Source organism: Scytonema sp. PRP1 (genome assembly GCF_036697665.2).
Classification (GTDB): Bacteria; Cyanobacteriota; Cyanobacteriia; order Cyanobacteriales; family Nostocaceae; genus Kalymmatonema; species Kalymmatonema gypsitolerans.
The window spans coordinates 1-24,877 of record NZ_JBAHYJ020000031.1; the positions used below are offsets into that span (position 1 = coordinate 1).

Genomic DNA, 24,877 nt, shown 5'->3' on the forward strand with positions numbered 1-24,877 from the left:
TTTCAACTCGTTTCTCAATAGCAGCGTAGAAAAAGCTGGAACAGGCACTCATACTCTGCGATGAGTTGTCGCAGATGTTCTGGTTGTTATGAGGCGTAGGGATGCCCGATAGTTTTAAAACTGTTATAAATTTAATCCCCCGAACTTTAAGTTGGGGGATTTCGCGTTGATGACTGATTCAGGTTACTGTCAACCCGATTGTTACTCTTTTAACTGCAGGGCGAACGATGGGAGTCGAACCCACCAGTGGAGGTACCACAAACCTCTGCCTTAACCGCTTGGCTACGCTCGCCATTACTATCCATAGTATAACACTGCTGCTGAATAGATCAAGTGCTTTTGCCAAAGGAACGGACTCAGTTAATCTGGAGTCTAATTACTACGGCGAATAGCAATTATGAAAAATGAGAGCCTTTACTATTATTGCATGTGTGGGAGTACTAGGAGTATCAGTTTTGGGTCTGGCGATGGCGAACACAAATCCTAGTCAGGCGAGATATGAAGAGTATGCAGTGGAAAGGCTGACCGAATACTTGAAAAGCAGTGTTTGTAAGAAAACTACAAATTTATTAGAAAATTTAATACAAATGAACTGCGATAAATTGGTAGACGTAGCAAACCCGCGTATCAGGGAAGTTATCTCAATTCGTACACAAAAACAAGATTTCATCCTTTTTAGTGTTTACCGTACAGATTTAAAACTCAATAATTGGATACCCTCTTATAAATTTGAGACGGTGGGAGCGTTGGACAATTTCTATACATACAGTGCCCAAAAGCAATAGCATGGCCAGAGAATAACAACTTTGGATAGAGCTACTCAAATAGCAAGTCTTACTCAGGATGCAGGTTTCAGCGAGCTGCCACCCTTAACATTTGTGGATGGGTGCAGAAAATTTCCAGCTTTCAACAAGAGTCCGAACCACAAAACTTACTCTTAAGGAACTGGAATAAATAAATCAAAAAAAAGGAGCAGAGTTGTGTTTTTTCACAAAAAAGAAACAATTAAACCTGTTAACATCGCTGAACCGAATCCACGTTTTGCGCAACTACTTTTAGAGCAGTTTGGTGGTGCAACAGGTGAACTAACAGCAGCTTTGCAATACTGGACGCAGTCCTTACACTGCGAAAATCCTGGAATTCGGGATATGTTGCAAGACATTGCGATCGAAGAGTTTAGCCATTTGGAGATGGTAGGCAAACTCATCGAAGGTCATACCAAAAATGTAGACCAAACCGAGGCTTACAAAAGCACTTTGTTTGCTGTGCGGGGTGTGGGACCTCACTTGCTAGATAGCCAAGGTCAAGCTTGGACAGCAGCCTATGTCAATGAGGGCGGAGATGTTGTACGCGATTTGCGGGCTGACATTGCTGCTGAAGCTGGCGCACGTCAAACCTACGAAGAATTGATTAAGCTTGCTTCTGATGACGCTACTAAACAGGTACTCGTTCATCTTCTGACTCGGGAAATTTCTCATACCCAAATGTTCATGAAGGCCTTGGATTCTTTGGGTAAGTTAACTGACCCATTCTTCGGTAATATCCAACCTGATACCACTGTGGACATTTACTACAACTTGTCTAGTAATGGTAAGGATGAACGCGGTCCTTGGAACTCAGAACCAACCTTCCGTTACGTTGCTGACCCCGTTGCAGAAAAGTAAGTTGAGAAATCAACTGACATCTGACGACATTGTCAATTAATCTCCACAACAGCCAGGAACTTACAGTTCCTGGCTAATTGCTATTTATAGCACAATACGGTTCAGTTAAGGTTGATGTGTAAAAAATTACGTGTGTAGAGACGTGCCATGGGAGTTCTACATTGTGTTCCTGATAAGGGTTTTGGTCTTATCACCAAGCGTATTGATTTATAACCGTGCGGAAGTTCGTAGTCAGGACAAGAGTCCTGTTTACCGACAAAGCAAGGATTGTCCTTACTACAAATAAGGTATCCATCAACTCAGCTTTGTTCAAACTGTGGGTTTAAGCAACCAATGAAATTATCTGACCGCGTTTATTCTTGTCAAGAATGCGGTTATACTACTGACCGTGATTTGAACGCGGCTCGTAATTTAAAAAAATATGCGCGGATGGCTTCGCCGTGCCTGGACGTTGAGGGTTAATTGCGCCGTCGCTCCCCATTGAAACGTCAATCAAAACTGATGTCAGTATTTGTCTAGGTTTTGAATAGCAGCCAATTGAACTCAGGTTATATTTAAGAAACCAAACATTTGAGTGGCATCCTTGTCAATGGCATCTGCGTATCTGCTGGTATCCCACGGAAGTCGCGATCCGCGTCCGGAAATTGCTATGCAACATCTGGCTGGGCTGTTATGTCATAACAGACAAAGCGATTTACCGAAGATTGCAACTGGGGACGTAGCTTCCCTGGCGAAATGCGAAACCTTGGTCGGTACAGCATACTTGGAATTGAGCCCCGATCCCTTGCATGAGCAAATCATAAAATTTGGCAAGAATGCTTTGGATTCTGGATGCAATAATCTGAAAATCCTACCGCTATTTCTACTGCCAGGAGTTCATGTGATGGAAGATATTCCAGCCCAAGTCGCACTGGCAAAGCAAATTCTCGGTCAAGATATCAAGATATCTCTACAACCATACTTGGGAAGTCACCCTGATTTAGGGCGCTTGCTGGCGAAGCAAGTGGTTGCTACAAAAGCACAAGCAAAAATTCTTTTAGCTCATGGTAGTCGTCGCCCTGGAGGGAACAATCCAGTGGAAGCAATAGCAACGGCTATAGGAGGAGTGGCTGCTTACTTGGGTGTACCTCCCAGCTTTGAGGCGCAGGTGCAAGAGTTGATCAGCGCTGGGTACAGGAATTTATTGATAATACCATATTTCCTATTTGCAGGTGGAATGACTGATGCTGTCGCTCAAAGGCAAGAAGAGTTAAAATTACAGTTTCCTGAGGTGAGTTTTCAACTGGCTGAGCCTTTGGGAACACGTGCAGAATTAGTCGAATTGATTTGGGATTTGTTGGAAAAATGAACCGCGAAGACAACGGCGGGCAAGATGCCCACCCCACAGAAGATACAAGGTGTTTGGGTAAGGTCTACCTAGTGGGCGCGGGACCGGGAGATCCGGGGTTGATGACTCTCAAGGGTAAGGGATTGTTAGAGTGTGCGGATGTGGTCATTTATGATGCTTTGGTTAGTCCGGCAATTGTAGCGATGATTAATCCTAAAGCAGAGAAAATTGATGCTGGTAAGCGGCGGGGGCGTCATTCGATGATCCAGGACGAAACGACACAGCTGCTGATTGATAAGGCGCAGGATAATGCCATTGTTGTGCGGCTCAAGGGGGGGACCCGTTTATATTTGGTCGCGGTGGTGAGGAGATGGAAGAATTGGTAGAAGCTGGAATACCTGTAGAAGTTGTGCCTGGTATTACTTCGGGAATTGCTGCTCCAGCTTATGCTGGTATACCTTTGACGCATCGGTTGTATAGTTCATCTGTCACTTTTGTGACTGGACATGAGGCCGCAGGTAAGTATCGTCCCGCAGTAAATTGGAATGCGATCGCCCACGGTTCAGAAACGATTGTGATATACATGGGCATTCACAATCTGCCTTACATCGTTGAAGAGTTAACCAAAGCTGGGTTGGGTTTAGAAACGCCTATTGCTCTGGTGCGTTGGGGTACACGACCAGATCAGGAAGAATTGATTGGTAAGCTAGGAACAATTGTAGAGCAAGTCGAGGCAACTGGGTTTGGAGCGCCAGCAATTGTTGTTATAGGCGCAGTGGTTAAAATGCACGCTCTATTTCACAATTTGTAATTGGTTCTAGCCTGGTAGCGAGGTTTCCCGCTGCGCTTTCCTCGATTTGGTAATTACGAATTTTAGCTATTAGGCTTGGGAACGGGCAATATTTCCCCGGACATAATTTTTCGGTCTTTATTACCCAGTCCCCAATCCAAGCGTCCCCAATTCCCAGTCCCTACCAGTCTGAGGTTAGCTGTTGGAATGTAAATTGGTATAAAGTGTGGAGATTTTGGGTAAGCTCTGTTGGCAGACTATCAATCTGATTTGTAAGTATCAAGGCTTGCGATCGCCGCCATGCTTGCAATGCTAACCGAGCAATTTCTTCAACTTTTTCTGCTGCTTCTAATTCTTCGGTTATTGACTTGCAAAGCTGAGTAAAAGCTTGTATCTGGAGCATTTCCCCCAAACCACCCAACTCAGTTGCCATCATAGCAACTTCGGAGTGCAAAATAGACTGTTCGCCATCTAAAATCAAAGATTCTAGGCGTTGTAGACAGTCTTCTACTTCTGTTTTAAAAAGTAAGGAAATAATGTCTTTTAACCCATTTTCTGGTGAGAAAATCGTTATGGTATCCTCGGAAACAAAATAGTACAGACGTTCTTGTAACTCTTCAAAAACTGGATAACAAAAGGTTGCTAACCACTGCTCATCAATAGCATAACCTTCTGAATGTAGTTTCACTATCTGACGCAGCCAATCTACTCCAGCTAGGAGTAAACTTTGCAAGTCAGTGTCAAGTTCTAAAAAGTTTTTCTGAGTTGTCAAAACTTTAAAGGAATCTTCTAAGCGGTGAGCCAAAGCGCTTAAAGTCCGAAATCCCACCATGCCTGCGCCGCCTTTTATAGAATGAGCAGCTCTCAGTCCATCATTGATTTTTGGTAGAGCAATTTGACGATTAAATTTGACTTCCAATAACACAGTTTCTAGAGTATTGAGAGAGTCAGTTGCTTCCTCTAGAAACTGCAACTGGGTTTCTAGTTTCTTGTCTCGTAACATAGTGTTTATTCGTCAATAGTCATGATAGTGCCACTGCGTCAGGGATCGAGTACTGTAGGCGGTAAGACCAGTCCTGTAGGAGGGGAACCACTGCGTTGGGGAGCCAGTACTGCAGGAGGTGAGACCAGCGCTATGCAGGAGGGTTTCCCGACAGCAGGCGACTGGCTCTCCCGTTGGGGTTTCCCGACCTAGGTATCTGGCGTCCGGTGCCGACTTGTAAGCCCTATGCCTGGCGGCACGCCTGCGCCGAACGGGCACACTCCGTGTTGGCGCAACCTGTCCGCAGGACTTACAAAGCAGCGTCTCCCCTTGGGAGAAGCAAGTGGCGTTTTCCCGCGCCCCCTTAACTGGCGTAAGCGCAATCCGTGCCCCAGGCATAAGGCGGAAGGACATACCCATACGCCTAGCGTCTCCCCTACTGAGAAGGGCTTCCCGCTTTGTTAGCAAGTGGCGTTCATTCGTCATTAGTCATCTCCAATTGCCAAAGAAAAGATGACTAATTTTTGTAGCTATTAAGCAATTCTCAAGGGTGATGTTAGCGGGCTACTAAAATGAGATAATTTATAATAGCAAATATTAGGTGATGTGAAGAATTCAAGAAGGCAAAATAGCTTTGAAATATCAGACTAGTCACAATTCTTTATCTTAGCAAACACACCCTCCCAAATAGGGAAATAAGCTTAGTAGTACTTGTGAAGTACGAAATTTCATGGCATCTGTGGATAACCTACTTGTACCTTTTCTTGCTCGCACAACTAAGTCTAAAAGCACAGTTTCCTTAAGAATTTTTGATGATGATATATTTTGCAGCAAACCTAAAAAGCAAAACTGCTCATTATGAGCATTCCTCCAAAAGAATTTATCAAGTTTTGTTTTGATGATAAGAGTATTTCCATAGCCGATTTAGCATGAGTCACTTTTGCAATTTTGTAACCCATGCTTCTGAAACAGGATAATTCTTTGTTCAAGAAAATACACTTAGCAATTGAAACCGCATTTACGGGCAAACAGACTAAACCTACCGCGAGCAGGTTATCCTACGGGTAGCGCATATTCTATTCGCTTGGGCTTGTTTCTAGTGATGCGCCACTAGCTTTGTTTGAGGGGTATGTAGTGAGCGCTTAAGCGCTCTATTAAAGCACGAAGCGTGCGTTACTACGAACCGTGTCAAAGTTAATATGGTGGACTACTAGCCTTGTTAGGAGAGAAGTTCAGGGTTGAGGTGTTAGAACTGACTGAATTTAACCGCAGACTGTTATATTAATTCATTACTTCCAATTTAAAAAAATTTTATAATGGCAACAAGTGCGCTAAAGCGAGTCATACTCAAAGCTTTGTATATAAAACAAACTTAAACAGGTAAAGTTTAGTACTAGTTTGGCTTGAGTTATAGATTACTCAATATGTTGAAAGACAACTTTTAGTAAATCTACTTGTGTGAAAGGTTTGGTTAAATAACCTGTAGCTCTAACCATCTTTGCTTTTGCTCTGTCTATCAATCCTACTCTACCTGTAACCATAATTATAGGTGTATTGTGAAAGTACGAATGCTTACGCAACAAGGAACATAGTTCATAACCGTCTAAATTTGGCATTTCAATATCTAGTAAAATGAGATCCGGTTTGACGCGGATAATTTGCATTAAAGCCTTTAAGGAGTCATTAATTCCGATCACAGAAAACATTTTTTCGTCTAAAAAATTAGTGATGGAATTGATGATTACAGGACTATCATCAATGCAGATAACTTTATAAACTTTTGTTTCAGATCCTTTTTGGGAAAATTGCTGCTCTTTCTCATCGTTACTGTTGGCTTCTGCTGTTCGATGGCTGTTTTTGTTTACAAATTGTTGCTCAGTTTTTGTTTGAAACTGCCGTACTTTTGATGACAAAGAGTGAAGGCGCTCTTGTATACCTCGTGATTTAGTATTTTTCTGATTTGGCGATCGCTTTTGACACTTTTCGACTAGTAAACGCAAATCTAAATGACAAAACTTTGGCAGATCATCTAGAAAACTCTCCGAGGCAAATTCATAACTTCCCTCTTTTATTTTCAGAAATTGGTCAAGAATTTCTATCGCCAATTCCTCTATCAGCATCCCGGCTTGCTCAGGACTGAGATACTTTTGATTAACTAACCAGCAAATAGCCAAGTAATCTGGATTCGGTATTGCTTGATTGACAAGTCCTGTTTCAAATACCGTCTGCAACTGTTTATCAATTGCACTATCGAGAGTAGGAATTTGTTCACTCAAACGCTGTAAATGTTTGTAAAGCAAATCAAACATTTTATCTGCAGAGCAGATATAAATCAGTTTACCCTCCTCTAGATAAATTGACCAAGAAGCTGACGGGCTAAAAATTTGCCAACAACCAGTAAGAGGCTTACTGGTCATTTTTCCTAATAGAGATAATGGCTGTAATGTCTGAAAAAATCTGTATCTACCAATAGGAAGTGTCGTCATATTCATGGCTTTGGACTTAAATCAACATTTTCAACTGAAAGAATGATAAAGATCTGAACAGAGGTATTCATGGCTAAATAGTAGAAAAATTATCCGATTAGGAAATAGCATAATGGCTCTCGATTGTTGCCACGCTCTTTGTACTTTCTGTTATTAAGAAGTAGTAGTAGCACGGCTTGCGCTTATTTGCAGAAAGCTAACACACAGCCATAACAGACGTGAGATTGCAATGACTCAATCACAGAAAACAAAGAGCGCTCTCCAACAGAAGAGCAATCCTGGGAGATGCCTAATTCCTGGTGAATGCGGTAATTATGCACCTTCAGGGTTTTGCTTAGGTAAAGATTGCTTCTTCTTATAGCAATAGAGGAATTACAGATGGCTTATGCAGAGAGTTTCAGATCTTATCTAACTGTTGTTTTGAGAACCGTATCTAGCAGTAAAGTTTGTGCCATTATCAGGTATGATGTGTTGACTAACTCAACAACTGTTTCTCAAACAATCTTTGACAAAGTATCCTTGAATACAAAATATTTCATGGTTTACTGGTATATTTCTCAACCAGGAGAGGTATATTTTGACTCTGCTTGCCATTTCTATAAAACCCTTGTCCGCTAAGTTTTCTCTCTGACCCAAGGAGAATACTTGTTTGAACTACAAGAATCGTAAACTCCTACAAGTGGTGAGAGTAATAACTCATACAGCAATGCTGTATCATTAGACGCAGCGACTGTTTCATAAGAAGGTAATTTCTTCATATGTATCGGTAACAAAATATAACGTTATTTCGTAATGAATCGTTACCCTGGAGAGTTCTGAGTACGACCTTCATGAATTTATTGCAAAACTCAAGAAGTTGAGTACATACCTGAAAAATAGAAAACTTCAGTTAGGGGTAGATGATAAGTAACTTCCTTACTAACATTTAGATTACTATAATTTTCACAAAAAAGGTGAAAAGATGTATGAAAACTACTATGAGTAAGTGAAAGATTGGGTAAGAAAGCGCTTTGGTTCCAACATGGTTTGTAAGAAAGATTTGAAAGTCTCCTTGTTTAAGCGCTTCTACTGAATCTAATCAAGTGAATTCATGAAATTTTTATGTATTAAGATGGAAACAATGAAAAAAGAAGAAAGAAATACTGATTTCTTAAGTTTTTAATGCTACATATTAACAAGAAGACATAAATACTCATACCACATATACATTTTACAGGTGAAGGAGTGTAGGGTTGACTGCAATTGCTTTTGCATCCTTCGTAAGATAGAAAGTTTTGCGCAGAAGCCAGACGTTAGATGTATTTCTTAGCAAGAAACGCGAAGCGAACCATAAGAAAAAATTTATACTGCCGCAAAATCTGCCTTGCTAAAGGTGACTTGCTAATATTATGTAGATTTGATGAAGTTTATATAATTTAGGAACATTTTAGATTTCTAAATAGTCTTTCCAAGTGATAAATAGCCTTTTTTACAGAAAAAATTATAATACTATTGTGTTTTCTGTTTCTTGGCGGTTTGCCCTGAAGGCTAAACAACTTTAGCAAAAAATTGATATAAGAAATTACTTGACAAGTGGAAGCGTGTCGAAAGGACATATCTTGGAGTTCACAACCCTTAGATTAGAAGTCTAGGGCTATACTGACAAAGTCTACCCGGATGGACGGGTAGGATGTCATTAGTGTCAACAATCACGTTTAAACCTTTATTCCACGTTGATTTACCCCACCCCTTAATCCCCTCCCCTTGGTAAGGGGAGGGGAGGTTTTGGCGTTAGGCAAAACCGGGGTGGAGCGAGAATTGTGGGTAAGATGAGAGCATGATCTAACGTAATTACAGCGTTTTCAGCTTACAGCTATTTTCAGGTAAATAGACCATATTTGCCGTAGGGGCACAGCATTGCTGTGCCCTTACAGTGTGGTTCAAATACGTGAAAACTGCTGTAAGTTGACAGGTATGGCAGGATGCCCATGCCACAAGAGTGTAAAAGTGTGTTCTCTTCAATTGAGAACCGCTATATAAACAAGAAGAGACAAGAATTGAAGTCCATTTTAATACACCTTAGCTATTAGCTCGAAGTTATAACTCCGGAGTGGCAATGATACTGATGTATAAGTTAAAATAGTAACTAAAAGTATCAGACGGTTGGAAGATGACGCCAAACGCCAGCGTAGCAGGTTTACTAAAGCAAGGACACCACCTACTGGATAGGGGAGATTACGCAGCAGCTTTAGAAACTTTTCACCAAGCTGCTACACTGGAACAGCAAAATTACCAGGTGTTGTATGGTTTGGGTTTAGCTTGCTACCGTTTGAAACGATATCACGAGTGCATGGAATTCCTGAACCAAGCTTTGGAAATTCAGCCAAACTACATTTTGGCACTAGCGCGGCGGGGTTTGGCTTACCAACAACTGAAGCAAACACAGCAAGCACAGGCAGATTTTGAGCAAGCTATTGTATTTGTACCTGAAGATGCAGACGATTGGCATGGTAAAGGCATTGCGTTAGATGAATTGCAACGCTATGAAGAAGCGATCGCCTCTTATGACAAAGCCATAGAAATCAAACCTGACAAACACTCAGCTTGGTACAGCCGGGGAGGTGCGCTGGATGACTTAGGGCGATATGATGATGCGATCGCCTCATACGACAAAGCCATAGAATTCAAACCTGACTACTACTTAGCTTGGAACAACCGGGGAAGTGTGCTGTATCACTTAGAAAGGTATTCTGAAGCAGTAGCCTGCTTTGACAAAGCGATAGAAATCAAACCTGACTACTACTTAGCTTGGAACAACCGGGGTGGTGTGCTGGATGAGTTAGGGCGATATGAAGAAGCAGTAGCCTCTTACGACAAAGCCATAGAATTCAAACGTGAATACCATGAAACTTGGAACAACCAGGGTTGGGCGCTAAGTAATTTAGGAAGTTACTCAGATGCGATCACCTCCTACGACAAAGCCATAGAATTCAAACCTGACTACTACTTAGCTTGGAACAACCGGGGTATGGCGCTGTATCACTTAGGCAGATATGAAGAAGCAGTAGCCTCATGTGACAAAGCTATAGAATTCAAACCTGATAACGACTCAGCTTGGAACAACCGGGGTAGTGCGCTGTATAAGTTAGGGCAATATGATGATGCAGTAGCCTCTTATGACAAAGCCATAGAATTCAAACCTGATAACGACTCAGCTTGGAACAACCGGGGTAGTGCGCTGTATAAGTTAGGGCAATATGATGATGCAGTAGCCTCCTATGACAAAGCCATAGAATTCAAACTTGACTACTACTGGGCTTGGAACAACCGGGGTAATGCGCTCAATAACTTAGGGCAATATGATGATGCAGTAGCCTCTTACGATGAAGCCCTTCGTCTCACAGATTATCAGTTTTGGCTAGCTTGGGACAATTGGGGTTTAGCAGTCCTTTACTCCCAAGGATACAAAGCTGCGGTGAAAACCTGGGATGATGGTATCAAGGCGCTGAAACCCGATACTCCCGACTATGAACAAGGTTGCGGCGAGTTGCATCGTCGCAAAGGCAAAAACTTGTACGAATACGCTAAAGACGAACCAAACCCTTTTCCCGACTGGTTTGAAGCGAAAGCCAGCTATGAACAAGCTTTGAATTTCCTGAGTTTCGAGAAATTCCGCCAGCGTCACTTGCAAGTATTGGAAGAATTCCTGAAAGTGTGTTCTGCTTTGGGTGACAAGCAGACATTCGCGAGACGCTTGGAAGAGGGGACACAGCGGTTAGAACAGTTGGTGCGAGAGTGCGAATTTCAAGGAGAGAAAATTACCCTAGCACGGAAATTTGCGGCTTTTGATCAATTGCGGGTAGATATCCGCCTCCAGTCAAACCAATTTAACAAGGAAATAGCAGCTTTGGAATTGGCGGAGAAACGTAAAAATACTTGTCTTGCTTGGTTGCGGGAAGGTTGGGACTATCAGCCGCCGCAGTTTCATTACAAGGATATGCAAAAACTGCTTAATCCCAAAACGGCGGCAATTTACTGGCACATCAGCCCTGTTGCCATTACCACTTTTATTATTAAGCATAACCAGTCGCCGAAAGTGTTATCCCCGATGTCGCATTACCCCACCCCTAACCCCTCCCCGCAAGCGAGGAGGGGGAAAGTGCAAGGGGAGGGGTTGTATTTAGCGCATCTCCACCAACTCCAGCGTTTTGAAGGTTGGATGCAAAAGTGGAAACAAGGTTATCAAGATTACTGCCAAGGAAATTATACAAGTGCAGCGAAAGAAACAGCGCCTTGGCGGCAAGAGATGGAAGATATGTTGCTGAATCAACTCCGCGATGTCCTAGAAATTCATCGCCTCAGAGACTATCTCACAGATGTTGACCATTTGATTTTAATTCCCCACCGGGAATTACACCTACTGCCTTTAGATTACCTGTTTCCTGAACGCTTCACTATCACTTATTTGCCCAGTTTCCAGATTGGTTTAAAACTTCTAGCGCAGCCGTTTAACCAACCACTCGGAGATGATCCTACAAATATAGTGAATGTGGGAAACAGTGAGTTACCCTTTGCCAATATTGAATCAGTCGCCCTTGCTTCGCTGTATCCAGGTTGTCGTCAGTTGCAAATTCCACCCGTCAAACAAAAAGCGTTAATTGATGCTTTACGAGAGAATACGGGTTTCTTTCATTTTACCGGACATGGCGACCACATACCAGAACAGCCGCGAGAGTCATTTTTGATGTTAGCAGAACCGGATAAATTGACTTTGGGGGATATTGTTGATGATGAAGAATTAGACTTTAGTCAGTATCAATTAATTTGCCTTTCCGCCTGCGAAACTGGAATTACCAGTCAAGAAAGCTTGGTGGATGAATATGTCGGTTTAGTGAGTGGATTTCTTGCCAAGGGTGCGAACTACGTTGTCAGCACTTTGTGGAGAGTTGATGAACGTTCGACTGCTATATTAATGATTAAATTTTACCAGTTGCTTAAGCAAAAGGAAAGCCCTGCTGCGGCATTGAAACAAGCCAAGGAATGGCTGCGTCAGTTGACTTATGAAGGTTTAGCAAAGTGGTATTGTGATTTAGCTAAAGATTTGGATGAACCCCAGTCTAGAGAGTACTTGGAAACGGAGGCGCGAAGTATTGAAAAAGAGCCTGATCAGATGACATCTACCGAACCTGTTTATGCCCATCCTTATTATTGGGCTGGGTTTATTTTAACTGGTAAACCTGTGTGAATATAGATCCGCGTCACCCCACCCCTAACCCCTCCCCGCAAGCGAGGAGGGGAAAAATAACACTCGTTTGTGCAAGCCAGGAGGGGAATCATAGCACTTTTGTGAAAATAGATCCGCATTACCCCACCCCTAACCCCTCGCCGCAAGCGAGGAGGGGAAAAATAACACTCGTTTGTGCAAGCGAGGAGGGGAAAAATAGCACTCGTTTGTGCAAGCCAGGAGGGGAATCATAGCACTTTTGTGAAAATAGATCCGCGTCACCCCACCCCTAACCCCTCCCCGCAAGCGAGGAGGGGAAAAATAGCACTCCTTCGTGTAAGCGAGGAGGAAAAAATATCACTCCTTCATGCAAGCGAGGAGGAAAAAATCTCACTTTTTCGTGTACGCGAGGAGGGGAATAATAGCCCCCCTCTCTGCTGGCGGAGAGGGGGGTTGGGGGGTGAGGTTCTTTCTTTTAAAACAACCCAGTAAATCTTATGAACCAACTACAAACAGTCACCCTCCGCGCCTTTTTAACAGCTTTGGTAGAATTAGATTCTCCATTACCACCAGAGGTACAACAGGAAATTAACGAAGTTGGTGCAATATTGGCAGACACACCAAATGCTGCCATTGACCGCTTGTTAGAATTGGCAGAAAACGACTGTCTAAAGCAATCTTACCAGCAAGCGCGAATTAATATCCAGAAGCAATATGAAACTCAAGAGCGCAACAAGTACGATAAACCAAGCCAGCAAAATCAACCTACACCCACTCCCTCAGAACATCTGGCAAATATCGCAATTCCGATTTTGAAAGCTTCAGATTCTCGTGCAGAAGCAAAAAAACAAAAATCAGAAATTATACCAAATAACGCAAAAGATTCTTAATGACCAAAATACAGTATCCCACCCTAGATTTATTTATATATAACCTTGCAGAGGGATTGGCAAGCAAGATAGAAGATTACTGGGTGACGCTACCGGATAAACTGAAACAAAAGGGATACTCGACTAAAATCAATGATGAAGATTTACAACGTCTGGATTTTTGGAATACAATTTCTGCCGCTGTTGATGGTTATTATAGTTGGGTGAATTTTGAAGACACAAATTGCCTGCGTTATTGCTGCTCTCTTGATCAGGAAATTGAATTATCAGACATTGGATTAAATATAACTCAAATCAAAGATTTAGCGATTCTGCCACAAGTGGAAGATTTGCCAACATGGAGACTTTCAGACAATGGCTATCTGGGGCAAACTTGGATGATATCAGGATGGACAGATCCCGCTCATACCCCAATTTCTGAAAGTATAGCTCATGAAGCTTACAAAGCGTTAATTTCTCAAGGTCATCAACATAAACAAGTGGGAGAATTTTTAGGCGCTACAGTCTATGAAATGTGGCGTGGTGAGGGACAGTGGGATGGAATTGCAAAAGACAGCCATGTGATAATTATTTTTTATCCCGATGAAGCAACATTTGCCAAAGCTGCTAAATATAACAATGACTGGCGATATTTATTTTATTGTAGGCATAAAATACTTTGGGCTTATGAACAGGGAAGAGAACTCAAATTACAGCTATTGCAAAAATATAAACATAGTTTAATCGATATTAATAGTATATCAGATTTATCAAAAAAAGGGTTAAACGAATTAAAAATTGAATTACAAAAAAACATTAATACTGTATCTAGATACGTCCAAGAAATAAATCTGCTGCAAACTCAACAACATACAGTTGAAGTGAATTGGCGTAACTACGAAAACAAGCGGTGTAAAGAAGAGTTTTTTAAAAATGAGAAATTTTTAGAGGAATTTAGCAAAGTAGCTAAGGATAAATATCAGGTGCAATTAGAAAAAGACTATCTCAGTCTGAATCCAGGATTAGTCATATTAGAAAACGTAACCGCGACTATTCGCGGGATGGTGGAGATAGAGGAAGCACAGAGAGACCGAAATCTCAACAATACTGTGGCGATCGCAGGTGTTGGATTAGCAACCAGTCAAATAGCATCCTCTATCATTGTTGCCCAAGAAACCCCACCCCAAGACATCCCTTTTTTCCAAACAAATGCGTTTTGGTCGAGCCTTACAACTGGTATAGTTGCTAGCCTGCTCCTCTGGAGTATCCTGCGTTTGTATCGCCTCATTTCTCGCTTTCGCCGCTAAATCCCTGCCTTCCTCGGTGATTCGTTAAAATTAACAATACTATCTGTAAAAATAGGACTTACAGCAATGGTTACTCAGCTGTCATCTTCCAACAAAAAAGATATTATCTACCCTGAAAGCGACGGACAGCCAATGGCAGACAACACAAAGCAGTATCGCTGGATTGTAACTATTCAAGGAGGAGTTGATACCTTATTTCAGAATGATCCCAATGTGTTCGTTGCTGGAGATTTACTGTGGTATCCCGTTGAGGGTGATAACCGCACCCGTAGAGCGCCTGATGTTATGGTTGTCTTTGGTAGACCAAAAGGAGACCGAGGTTCCTATCTACAGTGGCGAGAAGACAATATTCCCGCACAAGTGGTGTTTGAAATCCTTTCCCCCAGCAATAGCGCCAAAGAGATGATCAGTAAATACAAGTTTTATGAGCGCTATGGTGTGGAAGAATACTACTTGTATGACCCAGACACAGGTGAGTTGACTGGCTGGCTACGTTCTGGTAATGAATTAACAGAAATTGATCAAATGATAGGTTGGATAAGTCCCCGTCTTGGCATACGCTTTGAATTGTCAGACGGCGAACTTCAGATTTATCGTCCTGATGGACGGCGGTTTCTTACCTATTCGGAACTCGCGCAAGAACAAGAACAAGCTGAAGCTAGGGCAAAACAAGCTGAAACAAGAGCAGAACAAGCTGAAACAAGAGCAGAACAAGCTGAAGCTGAATTACAAGCACTCCGTGCTTTACTTCAAGAACGAGGAATTCATCCAGACCAAGTGTGAACGAAATTAATTTAGAAGTCAAACAAGAGGGCGATCGCCTAGACCGCTATCTTTCCGAAGAATTACCAAACTTATCGCGATCGCGCATCCAACAACTTATAGAACAAGGTCACGTCCAACTCAATGGTAAAGTTTGCACGTCAAAGAAAATAGCTGTCAAAGCAGGCGATCGCATCTCGTTAGAAATACCAGAAGCGCAACCTCTAGAACTCGAACCAGAAGATATCCCTCTTGACATTCTCTACGAAGACGACCAGCTCTTAATTCTCAACAAACCAGCAGGGTTAGTTGTCCATCCCGCGCCAGGTCATCAAGACGGTACTTTAGTAAACGCTATCTTGGCTCACTGTCCAAATCTACCAGGAATTGGGGGAGTCCAACGTCCGGGAATTGTCCATCGACTCGATAAGGATACAACCGGGGCGATCGCAATTGCCAAAACAGAACTCGCCCATCAACATCTACAAGCTCAATTAAAAGCAAAAACTGCACGACGAGAATACCTTGGCGTTGTCTTCGGTTCGCCCAAAACGGAAAGTGGTACTATTGACTTACCTATCGGTCGTCATCCAATTGACCGCAAAAAAATGGCAGTTGTTCCGGTAGAACAGGGGGGACGATCTGCGGTAACTCACTGGAAAGTCAAAGAACGTTTAGGCAATTATACATTAATGCACTTCCAGCTAGAAACCGGACGCACTCATCAAATTCGCGTTCACAGCGCCCATATAGGTCATCCTATTGTCGGCGATCCGGTTTATAGTTCCAATCGTTCTGTGGGAGTCAATTTACCTGGTCAAGCGCTCCACGCTTGGCGACTCAGGGTACAACATCCAGTATCCGGCGAGTGGATTGAAGTGACAGCACCCCCTCCCCAAACGTTCACAACTCTCCTTGAAGTTCTCCGCCGGAGATTTGCCATCTCTCCCTAGATTGGAAAGTGAAGGGGACTGGGTATTGGGGATTAAAGATTAGGGATTGGGAACAGTGACCAGTGAACACTGAACAGTGACCAAAAACTCGAAACTACGCTGAAAACTGATAACTGATAACTGATAACTGTCGCCAGTCCCCAATAACGAAACAGGGAGCGCCGATTCCTCAAGAGCCTTACTTACGTGAAAGCGGGGTCTCCTCGGTGCGACTTGATGAAAAATTTTTATTCAGCAGCCCGATTACGATGATTTGTTGAGCCAGCTTTGATATTGGCAAATGAGGAACAAAGAATGGCGAATAAAAATTCTTCATTCTTGTTTCCCTTTTGATATCTATAGCCATCCTATTTGATTTATGAAAATAAAAACGCTGAGATTCCCGACTTCTTAAAGAAGTCGGGAATATTGTTATTCATTGTTGTTCAATGAATAACAATATTCCAAAAAATTAATCTCACAATTAAAACACGCCTCATATCATTTCACTTTATTGTTAGAACATGGCGGGCAAGCAGGGGGAGTGAAATGTATCAGTATTTTCAAACAAAGGGTATCATCTCCAACAGATGCTATCTCTGCAATGACTGCAATATTTCATAGTGAAACAATTGAAGCAGGAGCGCTCGCTACACTAGACATCTCCGAAATATAAGCTTTTTGTGTTAAAAGAATATTAAATGAGCTTTTTGTCACGCAAACATGACTAATATAGTAGGACACATCGACAAAAATCCGGATGAAGCACAGCGCTTAATTGGTCTCAAGTATGAGCAATTACAGCAACTCATCCAGAATGCGCAATCACTTCATAATCAAAAGTTAGCCAAGCAAGAAGAAGAAAAAACTAGAATCATCAAAGCAGGAGGAGGACGTAAAGTAAAGCTATCGGCAAAAGAGCAGATACTGTTAACATTAATATACCTGCGACATTTAACGACATTTCAATTATTAGGTATCCAGTTTGGAGTGAGCGAGACAACTGCGAATGATACATTTAACTACTGGTTTCCGTTGTTAAGGGAATTGTTACCTTCAAGCTTGTTAGAACAGGTAAAAAAAACTCGAGCGACTACGAAATTGTTAAAGAGTTGTTAACAGAGTTTGAATTAATAGTAGATAGCTGTGAACAGTTACGGGAGCGTCCTCAAGACTATCAACAGCAAAAAAAATATTATTCAGGAAAAAAGAAAAATCATACTTTAAAGGCTAATAGTTTTACCTCAGGGGGCAGATATAGTAGATTGTACTGCCGGAGCGCCAGGTCCAAAAAGTGATATCAACTTATTTAGGGAGCAAAAAAAAGGCTTTGCTAACAAACAGAAATTTAGTGGCGACAAAGCGTACATCGGAGAACCATCAATTCAAACTCCACAGAAGAAATCAAAAAACCAAGAATTAACCCCTGAACAAAAACAAAAAAATAAAGAATTATCAAGTGAACGGATATTCGTTGAACACGTTATACGCTTGGTTAAGATATTTCGAGTTGCTCAAGAAAGATTTCGCTTAAATACCCACAAATATGAACAAATTATTTTGACAATTTGTGGGCTCGTAAGATTAAGGATTGGAACTTTGATATTACCGACAAAAAATCAAGAAACAAAGCTAGTATAAAAAGAGATTTTTTTCCGAATTATTAACAGGAAACGTATGTAAAACCTATTTTACCGTAGAAATTGGCTAACTTTGCATTCATGCGATCGCTTGATGCAACTAAGTCATAGATACCTTTTCGTAGTTTTCGGAGATGTCTAATGTTAGTCCCCTCTTGAGCAGACTCCATGCGTAGAACTTCCATGAAATCGCGCACGAACCATTTCGTCCCACCGTACACCGCACCACCTGGATAAGCTTTTAATCCAGCAACCGATGAAGTTGTGATAACATGCCCAGACTTTTGGTTAATAAATGTTGGCAACACAGCAGCGATACCATTTAGTACACCCTTGATATTGGCATCAACCGTTTGATTCCATTCATCAGTTTTCAATGCAGAAAGTGGAGAATTTGGCATTATGCCAGCGTTCAAGAAAATAACATCGATGCCTCCAAATGTTTCCTTGGCAAGTTTGACGATCTCAGCGTTATCAGATGGGTTAGTCACATCCATCACTTGATAGACTGCTTGTCCGCCAGCTTTTTGAATTTCATCAACCAGTTGTCTCAATTGGTGCTCGCGTCGCGCGCCCAATACGACTTTAGCGCCTTTGCTTGCAAGCAATTTCGCACTTGCTTCACCAATCCCTGATGATGAGCCGGTAATAATCACAACTTTATTTTTAATCATCTTATTCCTTCTTTTGGTAACTACTGAATTCTGCAAGAGTGGACTTGCCAATCAGCGGCTAAGGGCACGCCGACGGTTCGATGTGGCATCAGCAAAAACTTTTCTGGTAATACTGTAAAGATTGAGAAAACTACTTATGACCATTACTGCACCGTTTGGCCGCCGTCGATGACCATAGCGTGCCCAACGACGAAGGCAGCCGCATCCGAGCACAGCCAGACAACGGCCGCAGCGATCTCCTCAGGCTTGCCCATCCGTCCGATCGGCTCCTCCGCGATTACCTTCGCGCGCCCTTCATCTGTGCCGCCGGTAAAGCGACCCATCATCGGAGTGTCGATGTAGCCGGGACAGACGGCGTTGATGCGAATGTTCTGCGAGGCGTAGTCGAGAGCCGCCGACTTGGTGAGTCCGATCAAGCCGTGTTTTGCGGCGGTGTATGCGGCTCCGCCCTTGATGCCTATGACGCCGGCACCCGATGATGTGTTCACGATTGCGCCGCCTTGCTTGAGTAGCAGCGGGATTTCATACTTCATGCACAGAAAAACGCCGCGCAGGTTAATGTTGACGATCCGATCCCACTCTTCCTCTTCGATTTCCGCTGTTGCTGCATTCTTCTGCTCCACACCGGCGTTGTTAAAGGCAAAGTCCAGCCGCCCGAAGGTTTCGATGGTCTTGGAAAGAGCTGCCTTCACGTCCGATGCTCGCGTCACATCGCACTTGACGGCGATCGCCCGTCCGCCGAGGTCTTCGATTATGCGCGCCGTTTCTTGATTGCCCTGTTCCGAAATGTCGGCGACCACCACATGAGCGCCTTTACGGGCAAACGCCAGCGCCGTAGCTCGACCGATGCCGTTCGCTGCTCCGGTTACAAACGCAACCTTTCCTGTATAGTTTCCATTCTCGTTCGTTGTCATTTTTTACTCCTTGTGTTGCTGATTCGGGAAGTTTTTGTCGCAAGCAGTTTCATTTCTATCTTTTTTGACGTTTCTACTGAATTAGCTCTACCGTCACGTTGATAGAACTAGGGACATTAAATGCTTCTACACCAGCATCTATCTTGCCGATCACGATCAGCCCAGGTGAGGGAATTTGCTGACCGTCATGGCGATAAAAAATAGCCACATCAGGACCGGGAGACCAGTAAATGATGTCTCCAACTTCATAAGTTTTGGTTCGCTCTCCCTCCCCCGAAATCGCTCTCGGCAGGCGGGCAAACTTTTCTCTTCCAAACAAATCGTTCATCGTCAGCGTTAATGGCAGCAGGGAAACAAAATCCTGAGTGGTTTTGCTGTCGATTAAAGTGGCTGTAACAACTTTGTCTTTGACCTTGATGTTTATCTTCATACTGTTTGCCTGCTGGGTTGATATTTCAGTTGGCATCTTCGATGAGGCACTGCTAGACATACTGTTATCGGCACGGCAAGCTGAGGGTTCTTATCCCAAACGAACGTTACTTTAAATGTTCGGTAAAAAATGATGTGAGTTGATCAAAGGGAATTAACTCAACTCTGTCATATAAATCAACGTGTCCTGCGTTCGGAACGATATACAATTCTTTGGGTTTGGCTGCACGTTTGTAAGCATCCTCACTAAACTCTCTTGAGTGAGCTTTATCACCCGTGATGAAAAGCATAGGACGAGGGGAAATCGTTTCTATGTCATTAAACGGGTAAAAATTCATAAACTTAACGTTACTGCTTAACGTCGGGTGCGTTGTGAGTTCCGGCGACCCTCCTTTTGGAGTGTATTCACCTCGCGGAGTACGGTAAAAATCATAAAACTCACGCTGGATGGGGTCTGTGTTTTCATCTAACTTATGTACAGTCCCACTCGTGTATTTGGTTTCACCATCGGTAAACTCTACATAACGTTGCTCCCCAGCCTCCTCCTGGATTTTCTTTCTCTGCTCAAGGGTCAGCGAATGGTTAAGTGCATTTCGGTTGGCTGCTCCCATATCGTACATGCTGACAGTTGCGATAGCTTTCATTCGCGGATCGATCTTAGCGGCACTGATAACAAAGCTTCCGCTACCACAAATTCCAATTATTCCGATTCGGTTTTTGTCAACAAATGGACGGGTGCCAAGAAAGTCAACTGCTGCACTGAAATCTTCAGAATAAATATCAGGTGCAACAGCGTTGCGTGGTTCGCCCTCACTCTCACCCCAGAAAGACAAGTCAACAGATAAAGTCACAAACCCGCGTTCAGCCATATTCGCAGCATACACATTGGCACTTTGTTCTTTTACCGCTCCCATAGGATGCCCAATAATAATCGCCGAATGTTTTTTACTTTGATCTAAATTCTTGGGAATAAATAGATGTCCCGCAACATTCATTTTGTATTGGTTTTTAAAAGTCACCTTATACATCGTAACGTTGTCGCTTACCTGAAAAGTTGTATATCCCTTTGGTGTTATTTGTTCCATTTCTGCTATTTGTTTTGATTGTCCTTTTTGTTCTGTTTGTGTGTAAGCCTGCCCGCTTATCATAAAAGTCATCATCGCTAAAATGCATATAGATTTCATCTTCATTTTATTTACTTCTTGATCTGTACTTATTGCTTACTTTTGTGAATATAAGCATTAGCGGCAATGCTGCTAAAAGTTTTAGAAAGTTCTACTAGTAAAAACGCTTTTCCCAAATCTTTATACCGTATGAGTTCAATTATGCGGGCGTGAGAACGGATAGCGTGAGGACGTTTGTCGAAAAAAACCGGACAATTCTCTAAAAATCCGCCGCGCAACGTGCTGAAGAGAAACAGAGCGTTTAAGATAAATTTATGAACCAAAAAGAAGCAGAACTTGAAAAGCGAAAGATGCAGATCAATCGGGAAGAGCTGATCGAAAGAATGATTCGTCTCGCTCCCGAAAACAGCCTATTGGAAGTGTTTCCGGGCATTTTCATATATCAATCGTCGAAACCGACCGAGAGCCAGATATCCGTATTAAAGCCCGCCTTCTGCGTCATCGCGCAGGGCAGCAAGGATGTGCTTTTGAACGATGAATTATTTCACTACGACTCCGGTCATTACTTAATCTCGACGCTCGATCTGCCGATTATGAGTAATGTCGTCGAAGCGTCCGAGGAAAAACCTTATTTGAATCTTCGGATAGACCTCGATCCGGCGCTTGTGGCTGCGGTGATGATTGAATCCGGCATCGAAACTAAAAAAAGCGGCGCTAGAGTCAAGGCGATGGATGTCAGCCCGGTTGATGCCGATTTGCTGGAAGCGGTCGTCAAATTGGTGAAACTATTTGACACGCCGGACGAAATGAAGTTTCTCGCGCCGTTCATCATCCGCGAGATCATCTATCGGCTTTTAAAAGGAAAACAAGGCGCACGGCTCAGCCAGCTTATCACTACGGAAGGCGACGCGCAGCGCATCTCTAGGGTCGTCAGGCAAATCCGCGAGAACATTGATCAGCCGCTGAAGATCGAAGATACAGCCCGCTCACTCGGCATGAGCGTGTCAGGCTTTCACTCTCATTTCAAGTCTGTTACGGCAATGAGTCCCTTGCAGTTCCAGAAACAAATACGGCTTCAGGAAGCACGCCGTCTGATGCTCGGCGAAAACATGGACGTGGCGATCGCCAGCTTTCGCGTCGGTTACGATGACCCGTCTTATTTCAGCCGGGAATATAAAAAACTATTTGGTATTCCCCCGCATCGTGACATCGCCAAGCTGCGTAGCAATTTAGGGCAATAAGAATTGGACAGGTTTATTGGGAGCATCCCAAATGTGCAAAAAGAGGGTGAAACGCCGATTTTATTCGTGAGTGTTTATCGTGAAGGACAAGGGGACTGAACATCAACACAGGAATTCTGGAAAATTAAAAGTGTTCAATCTCTAGTACAAGACTAATGACCCCAGAAGATAAAAAACAGTTAGATGCTCACGTAAAAGCTATCGCCAAGATTCTGTATAAAAACACGCCACCTGAAAAAATCCAAACTTTCGGAAGTCCCTTACTCTTACAAATCCCAACAATGGGTCATAAGTTGGCATTTAAGTTCTGACTGGATTAATTAGTAAATATATACTAATAAGTATCTGCTTGTAGTCTTCTTGTGTTTGGTCAAAACAGAGAAGTAAAAACGTAAAACCTATATAGGATAGACTTTTCAGCTTCGTTTTCCATTGTATGCAGAATTCTCGGCTCAATGCCTCAAGCGACATCAATTAGTCACGACAACACTAATGTGCTATTAATGACCGAGAATTAGTCACTGTACAGATGATGTCAAATTTCTCTATTATGTAGCGACAGCTATTTTGTCATTAGGAAGAATATTGGGTTGAGTATCTTAGGTTTTTAAAAGCTTTGCTACACAGGCATTTTTCGACGGCAACAATTTGTCATGATGACAGATAATTAACCACTGTACAACATCCTCTAACTCATTTTTAATCGGGTCATTTCAAACAACTGCTGAGCATTCCTTCCCAAAAAACCATCAAACAGCACTTGCTGACCTGGTTCCACTTCCACCATATAGCGTTGGGCAATTTCATAATAAGCGTAAGTCCAGGGAATTTGAATTTCTGCATCAGTGGAATCTTCTGATACTGTTACAATTTCGGTAACTGCTTGAGTTGCCGTTTGCCGCAAACCACAAGCAACATCCCCTTCAATCTCAGCTTTCATTGGGACACCCAAGTTAGCTAAACCACGAGCCGTAGTCTCAATATCCGGGTATTCTAGAGTGTTCTGGCGGTTAACGTAGCCTGTAAAGTGGTTGACTGCGTAACCGTGCAGTAGTACCCAAGCACCATACTGAGTGACCTTGTTGACTTCTTCCAGTACAGAACGGTGGGGAGGTTGCCAGGGGCAAGTAAAGATTCTATGCAATTCCTTGACAAGACGTTTAGTATCAGCCTCAAATGTCTCAAAAATTGCTGAAAAGTTGAATAAATTAACGCCTGAGACGGTTTGATGGATGAGTTGGACAGTCTTTTCTGGCAATTCATCAACAATCAACTCACTGATAAACAACTTAGGCAAGTCGAATTCTTCCTGCTGAGGATGGCGATAATGACGCGCGTAAAGATGGGTTTCTGGAAAAGAATACTCCCCAGCCGCTTGGTAACCCAAAGCTTCAGCAAGTTGTCCCAAGTAATCGATACCCAAGTTAACCTGACCCTGTGGACTGTCCACCACCATCCGTAAAGACCGAAAAGCGATGTGGTCATTGGCGACAGTCCCACCCGCATTAGTTATCATTTGCTGGTAGGTGCGGGCGTAACTTACCCTGGTGCTGTAGTCGTGCCAAAGCAATTCCCAAAGATGACGGGCAATTTCGGGGTTCATGGTGTTTCTGGCGATGGGTATCAGATTTATAATAACCTTACGCAAAGATGTAAAGTTGCAAAGAGTTTCTTAGAGGATGTTTGAGAAGTATCAAATATTTTACTTGATCCCCCCTGCCCCCCTTAAAAAGGGGGGTAAAAGTCCCCCTTTTTAAGGGGGATTTAGGGGGATAATCGATAAATTTTGGTATAATACAACACTTTTCAAACATCCTCTTAGCGTCTTTGCGTCTGGTGTGCGAAAACTTATATGTGTGCCTAACACGGAATTTCTGTTAAAACTTCAAAAAGGATCTGAAGAGCTGTTTGAATTTGGTCACTATCAATAACCAGAGGCGGACAAAAGCGAATTGCTGCTTTTCCGCAACCAAGCAACAACAAACCGCGTAAGAAAGCTTCTTGGAGAATGCGATCGCGCAACTTGGGATCAAACTTACCCTCGTCGTCTAACAAATCCACCGCTACCATCAAACCCTTTCCTCGCGGTGGCGAAATTTGCGGAAATTGCTGCGACAGACGATGCAAACCTGCTTGCAGTAATTCTCCCATCTCGGTGGCGTTTGCCATTAAACCACTTTCCAACAGTCGCAGAGTAGCAATAGCCGCAGCACAAGCAACAGGATTACCACCAAAGGTGGTTGCATGGGAACCTGGTTGCCATGTCATAATTTCTGGACGAGCGAGAATGGCTCCCAAAGGTAGACCACTGGCAATACCTTTAGCTGTGGTAATGATATCGGGCATGACACCCCAATGTTCAATAGCAAATAAGCGACCTGTGCGCCCCATCCCAGATTGGACTTCATCAACTATCATTAGGATGCCAAAGCGATCGCATATTTCCCGGATGCGCTCTAAAAACCCATCCTCTGGCACAATATAACCACCTTCTCCTTGTATCGCTTCGACAACGATCGCTGCCACCTCTTTA

20 protein-coding genes, 1 tRNA gene and 2 pseudogenes are annotated in these 24,877 nt (G+C 42.9%); 14 read left to right on the plus strand and 9 right to left on the minus strand.

All coding sequences use genetic code 11. The features are described from left to right. Nucleotides 1–219: 219 nt before the first annotated feature. Nucleotides 220–292 (minus strand) — tRNA-His (locus V5G28_RS06360). A gap of 112 nt (nt 293–404) precedes the next feature. Between V5G28_RS06360 and V5G28_RS06365 the strand changes: the two genes are divergently transcribed. From V5G28_RS06365 to cobA, 5 genes and pseudogenes are all read left to right on the plus strand, one after another. Then, entirely contained in the window at nt 405–785 is a 381-nt protein-coding gene (locus V5G28_RS06365; protein WP_073630565.1) for a DUF4359 domain-containing protein, read from the plus strand. Between the two features lie 195 nt (nt 786–980). Then, nucleotides 981–1,664, plus strand: a complete 684-nt coding sequence (locus tag V5G28_RS06370; RefSeq protein WP_332989152.1) for a manganese catalase family protein — start codon at nt 981–983, stop codon at nt 1,662–1,664. Nucleotides 1,665–1,931: 267 nt separating this feature from the next. Further along, the gene (locus V5G28_RS06375; protein ID WP_332989154.1) at nt 1,932–2,126 is read left to right on the plus strand and encodes a zinc ribbon domain-containing protein; all 195 of its coding nucleotides are present in this window, start codon (nt 1,932–1,934) and stop codon (nt 2,124–2,126) included. A 127-nt stretch (nt 2,127–2,253) separates the two neighbouring features. Continuing rightward, nucleotides 2,254–3,012 carry a sirohydrochlorin chelatase gene (locus tag V5G28_RS06380; protein ID WP_332989156.1) on the plus strand — a complete coding sequence of 253 codons (759 nt, stop codon included), beginning with the start codon at nt 2,254–2,256 and terminating at the stop codon, nt 3,010–3,012. Further along, a pseudogene (cobA, locus tag V5G28_RS06385) lies at nt 3,009–3,802 on the plus strand (uroporphyrinogen-III C-methyltransferase). Before V5G28_RS06380 ends, cobA begins: the two are co-directional and overlap by 4 nt. A gap of 220 nt (nt 3,803–4,022) precedes the next feature. Here the strand turns inward: cobA and V5G28_RS06390 are convergent. Further along, nucleotides 4,023–4,784, minus strand: a pseudogene (locus tag V5G28_RS06390) (Hpt domain-containing protein); the annotation flags it as partial. Nucleotides 4,785–4,805: 21 nt separating this feature from the next. On the opposite strand from V5G28_RS06390, the gene V5G28_RS06395 reads away from it, so the two are divergent. After that, nucleotides 4,806–4,976 carry a hypothetical protein gene (locus V5G28_RS06395; protein ID WP_332989157.1) on the plus strand — a complete coding sequence of 57 codons (171 nt, stop codon included), beginning with the start codon at nt 4,806–4,808 and terminating at the stop codon, nt 4,974–4,976. A gap of 1,202 nt (nt 4,977–6,178) precedes the next feature. On the opposite strand, the gene V5G28_RS06400 is transcribed toward V5G28_RS06395, so the two are convergent. Next, on the minus strand, nt 6,179–7,249 hold the full coding sequence (locus V5G28_RS06400; protein ID WP_332989181.1) for a response regulator: 1,071 nt from the start codon (nt 7,247–7,249) through the stop codon (nt 6,179–6,181). Nucleotides 7,250–9,398: 2,149 nt separating this feature from the next. Here V5G28_RS06400 and V5G28_RS06405 point away from each other — a divergent pair. The 7 genes from V5G28_RS06405 to V5G28_RS06435 all read left to right on the plus strand — a co-directional run bounded on the left by V5G28_RS06405 (nt 9,399) and on the right by V5G28_RS06435 (nt 17,963). Continuing rightward, nucleotides 9,399–12,473: a CHAT domain-containing protein gene (locus V5G28_RS06405; protein WP_332989159.1), complete on the plus strand. Its 3,075-nt coding sequence runs from the start codon at nt 9,399–9,401 to the stop codon at nt 12,471–12,473. A 476-nt stretch (nt 12,474–12,949) separates the two neighbouring features. Continuing rightward, nucleotides 12,950–13,342 carry a hypothetical protein gene (locus V5G28_RS06410; RefSeq protein WP_332989161.1) on the plus strand — a complete coding sequence of 131 codons (393 nt, stop codon included), beginning with the start codon at nt 12,950–12,952 and terminating at the stop codon, nt 13,340–13,342. Next, on the plus strand, nt 13,342–14,628 hold the full coding sequence (locus tag V5G28_RS06415) for a hypothetical protein (protein WP_332989163.1): 1,287 nt from the start codon (nt 13,342–13,344) through the stop codon (nt 14,626–14,628). The genes V5G28_RS06410 and V5G28_RS06415 overlap by 1 nt, the downstream gene beginning before the upstream one ends. Before the next feature lie 66 nt (nt 14,629–14,694). After that, nucleotides 14,695–15,411 (plus strand): Uma2 family endonuclease, encoded by a 717-nt coding sequence (locus V5G28_RS06420; RefSeq protein WP_332989165.1) that lies wholly within the window; start codon nt 14,695–14,697, stop codon nt 15,409–15,411. Then, complete coding sequence (locus V5G28_RS06425; RefSeq protein WP_332989167.1) at nt 15,408–16,343, plus strand: RluA family pseudouridine synthase; 936 nt, start codon at nt 15,408–15,410, stop codon at nt 16,341–16,343. The genes V5G28_RS06420 and V5G28_RS06425 overlap by 4 nt, the downstream gene beginning before the upstream one ends. Before the next feature lie 702 nt (nt 16,344–17,045). Then, nucleotides 17,046–17,441: a helix-turn-helix domain-containing protein gene (locus V5G28_RS06430; protein WP_332987777.1), complete on the plus strand. Its 396-nt coding sequence runs from the start codon at nt 17,046–17,048 to the stop codon at nt 17,439–17,441. A 114-nt stretch (nt 17,442–17,555) separates the two neighbouring features. Further along, entirely contained in the window at nt 17,556–17,963 is a 408-nt protein-coding gene (locus V5G28_RS06435) for a transposase family protein (RefSeq protein WP_332987787.1), read from the plus strand. A gap of 22 nt (nt 17,964–17,985) precedes the next feature. Here the strand turns inward: V5G28_RS06435 and V5G28_RS06440 are convergent, their stop codons facing one another. The 4 genes from V5G28_RS06440 to V5G28_RS06455 form a co-directional block, all read right to left on the minus strand. After that, entirely contained in the window at nt 17,986–18,636 is a 651-nt protein-coding gene (locus V5G28_RS06440; RefSeq protein ID WP_332989169.1) for an SDR family oxidoreductase, read from the minus strand. Between the two features lie 143 nt (nt 18,637–18,779). Further along, nucleotides 18,780–19,550, minus strand: coding sequence for an SDR family oxidoreductase (locus V5G28_RS06445; protein ID WP_332989171.1), 771 nt, complete (start codon nt 19,548–19,550; stop codon nt 18,780–18,782). Nucleotides 19,551–19,623: 73 nt separating this feature from the next. Continuing rightward, nucleotides 19,624–20,040: a cyclophilin-like fold protein gene (locus V5G28_RS06450; RefSeq protein ID WP_336229860.1), complete on the minus strand. Its 417-nt coding sequence runs from the start codon at nt 20,038–20,040 to the stop codon at nt 19,624–19,626. A 46-nt stretch (nt 20,041–20,086) separates the two neighbouring features. Continuing rightward, nucleotides 20,087–21,169, minus strand: a complete 1,083-nt coding sequence (locus V5G28_RS06455; RefSeq protein ID WP_332989175.1) for an alpha/beta hydrolase — start codon at nt 21,167–21,169, stop codon at nt 20,087–20,089. A gap of 248 nt (nt 21,170–21,417) precedes the next feature. Here V5G28_RS06455 and V5G28_RS06460 point away from each other — a divergent pair, with 248 nt between their 5' ends. Then, complete coding sequence (locus tag V5G28_RS06460) at nt 21,418–22,344, plus strand: AraC family transcriptional regulator (RefSeq protein ID WP_073633184.1); 927 nt, start codon at nt 21,418–21,420, stop codon at nt 22,342–22,344. 688 nt (nt 22,345–23,032) lie between these two features. Here the strand turns inward: V5G28_RS06460 and V5G28_RS06465 are convergent. Both V5G28_RS06465 and V5G28_RS06470 read right to left on the minus strand, forming a co-directional pair. Then, nucleotides 23,033–23,947 (minus strand): DUF1338 domain-containing protein, encoded by a 915-nt coding sequence (locus V5G28_RS06465; protein WP_332989178.1) that lies wholly within the window; start codon nt 23,945–23,947, stop codon nt 23,033–23,035. Nucleotides 23,948–24,204: 257 nt separating this feature from the next. Further along, on the minus strand, nt 24,205–24,877 hold a 673-nt coding region (locus V5G28_RS06470), incomplete at its 5' end, for an aminotransferase class III-fold pyridoxal phosphate-dependent enzyme (protein ID WP_332989179.1).

Coding starts and splice junctions, on each gene's coding strand:
- V5G28_RS06430 (WP_332987777.1), top strand. CDS start 17,046: ATGACTAATATAGTAGGACACATCGACAAAAATCCGGATGAAGCACAG.
- V5G28_RS06395 (WP_332989157.1), top strand. CDS start 4,806: ATGATAGTGCCACTGCGTCAGGGATCGAGTACTGTAGGCGGTAAGACC.
- V5G28_RS06450 (WP_336229860.1), bottom strand. CDS start 20,040: ATGTCTAGCAGTGCCTCATCGAAGATGCCAACTGAAATATCAACCCAG.
- V5G28_RS06415 (WP_332989163.1), top strand. CDS start 13,342: ATGACCAAAATACAGTATCCCACCCTAGATTTATTTATATATAACCTT.
- V5G28_RS06445 (WP_332989171.1), bottom strand. CDS start 19,550: ATGACAACGAACGAGAATGGAAACTATACAGGAAAGGTTGCGTTTGTA.
- V5G28_RS06460 (WP_073633184.1), top strand. CDS start 21,418: ATGAACCAAAAAGAAGCAGAACTTGAAAAGCGAAAGATGCAGATCAAT.
- V5G28_RS06455 (WP_332989175.1), bottom strand. CDS start 21,169: ATGAAGATGAAATCTATATGCATTTTAGCGATGATGACTTTTATGATA.
- V5G28_RS06465 (WP_332989178.1), bottom strand. CDS start 23,947: ATGAACCCCGAAATTGCCCGTCATCTTTGGGAATTGCTTTGGCACGAC.
- V5G28_RS06410 (WP_332989161.1), top strand. CDS start 12,950: ATGAACCAACTACAAACAGTCACCCTCCGCGCCTTTTTAACAGCTTTG.
- V5G28_RS06440 (WP_332989169.1), bottom strand. CDS start 18,636: ATGATTAAAAATAAAGTTGTGATTATTACCGGCTCATCATCAGGGATT.
- V5G28_RS06400 (WP_332989181.1), bottom strand. CDS start 7,249: ATGACGACACTTCCTATTGGTAGATACAGATTTTTTCAGACATTACAG.
- V5G28_RS06380 (WP_332989156.1), top strand. CDS start 2,254: ATGGCATCTGCGTATCTGCTGGTATCCCACGGAAGTCGCGATCCGCGT.
- V5G28_RS06365 (WP_073630565.1), top strand. CDS start 405: ATGAGAGCCTTTACTATTATTGCATGTGTGGGAGTACTAGGAGTATCA.
- V5G28_RS06405 (WP_332989159.1), top strand. CDS start 9,399: ATGACGCCAAACGCCAGCGTAGCAGGTTTACTAAAGCAAGGACACCAC.
- V5G28_RS06420 (WP_332989165.1), top strand. CDS start 14,695: ATGGTTACTCAGCTGTCATCTTCCAACAAAAAAGATATTATCTACCCT.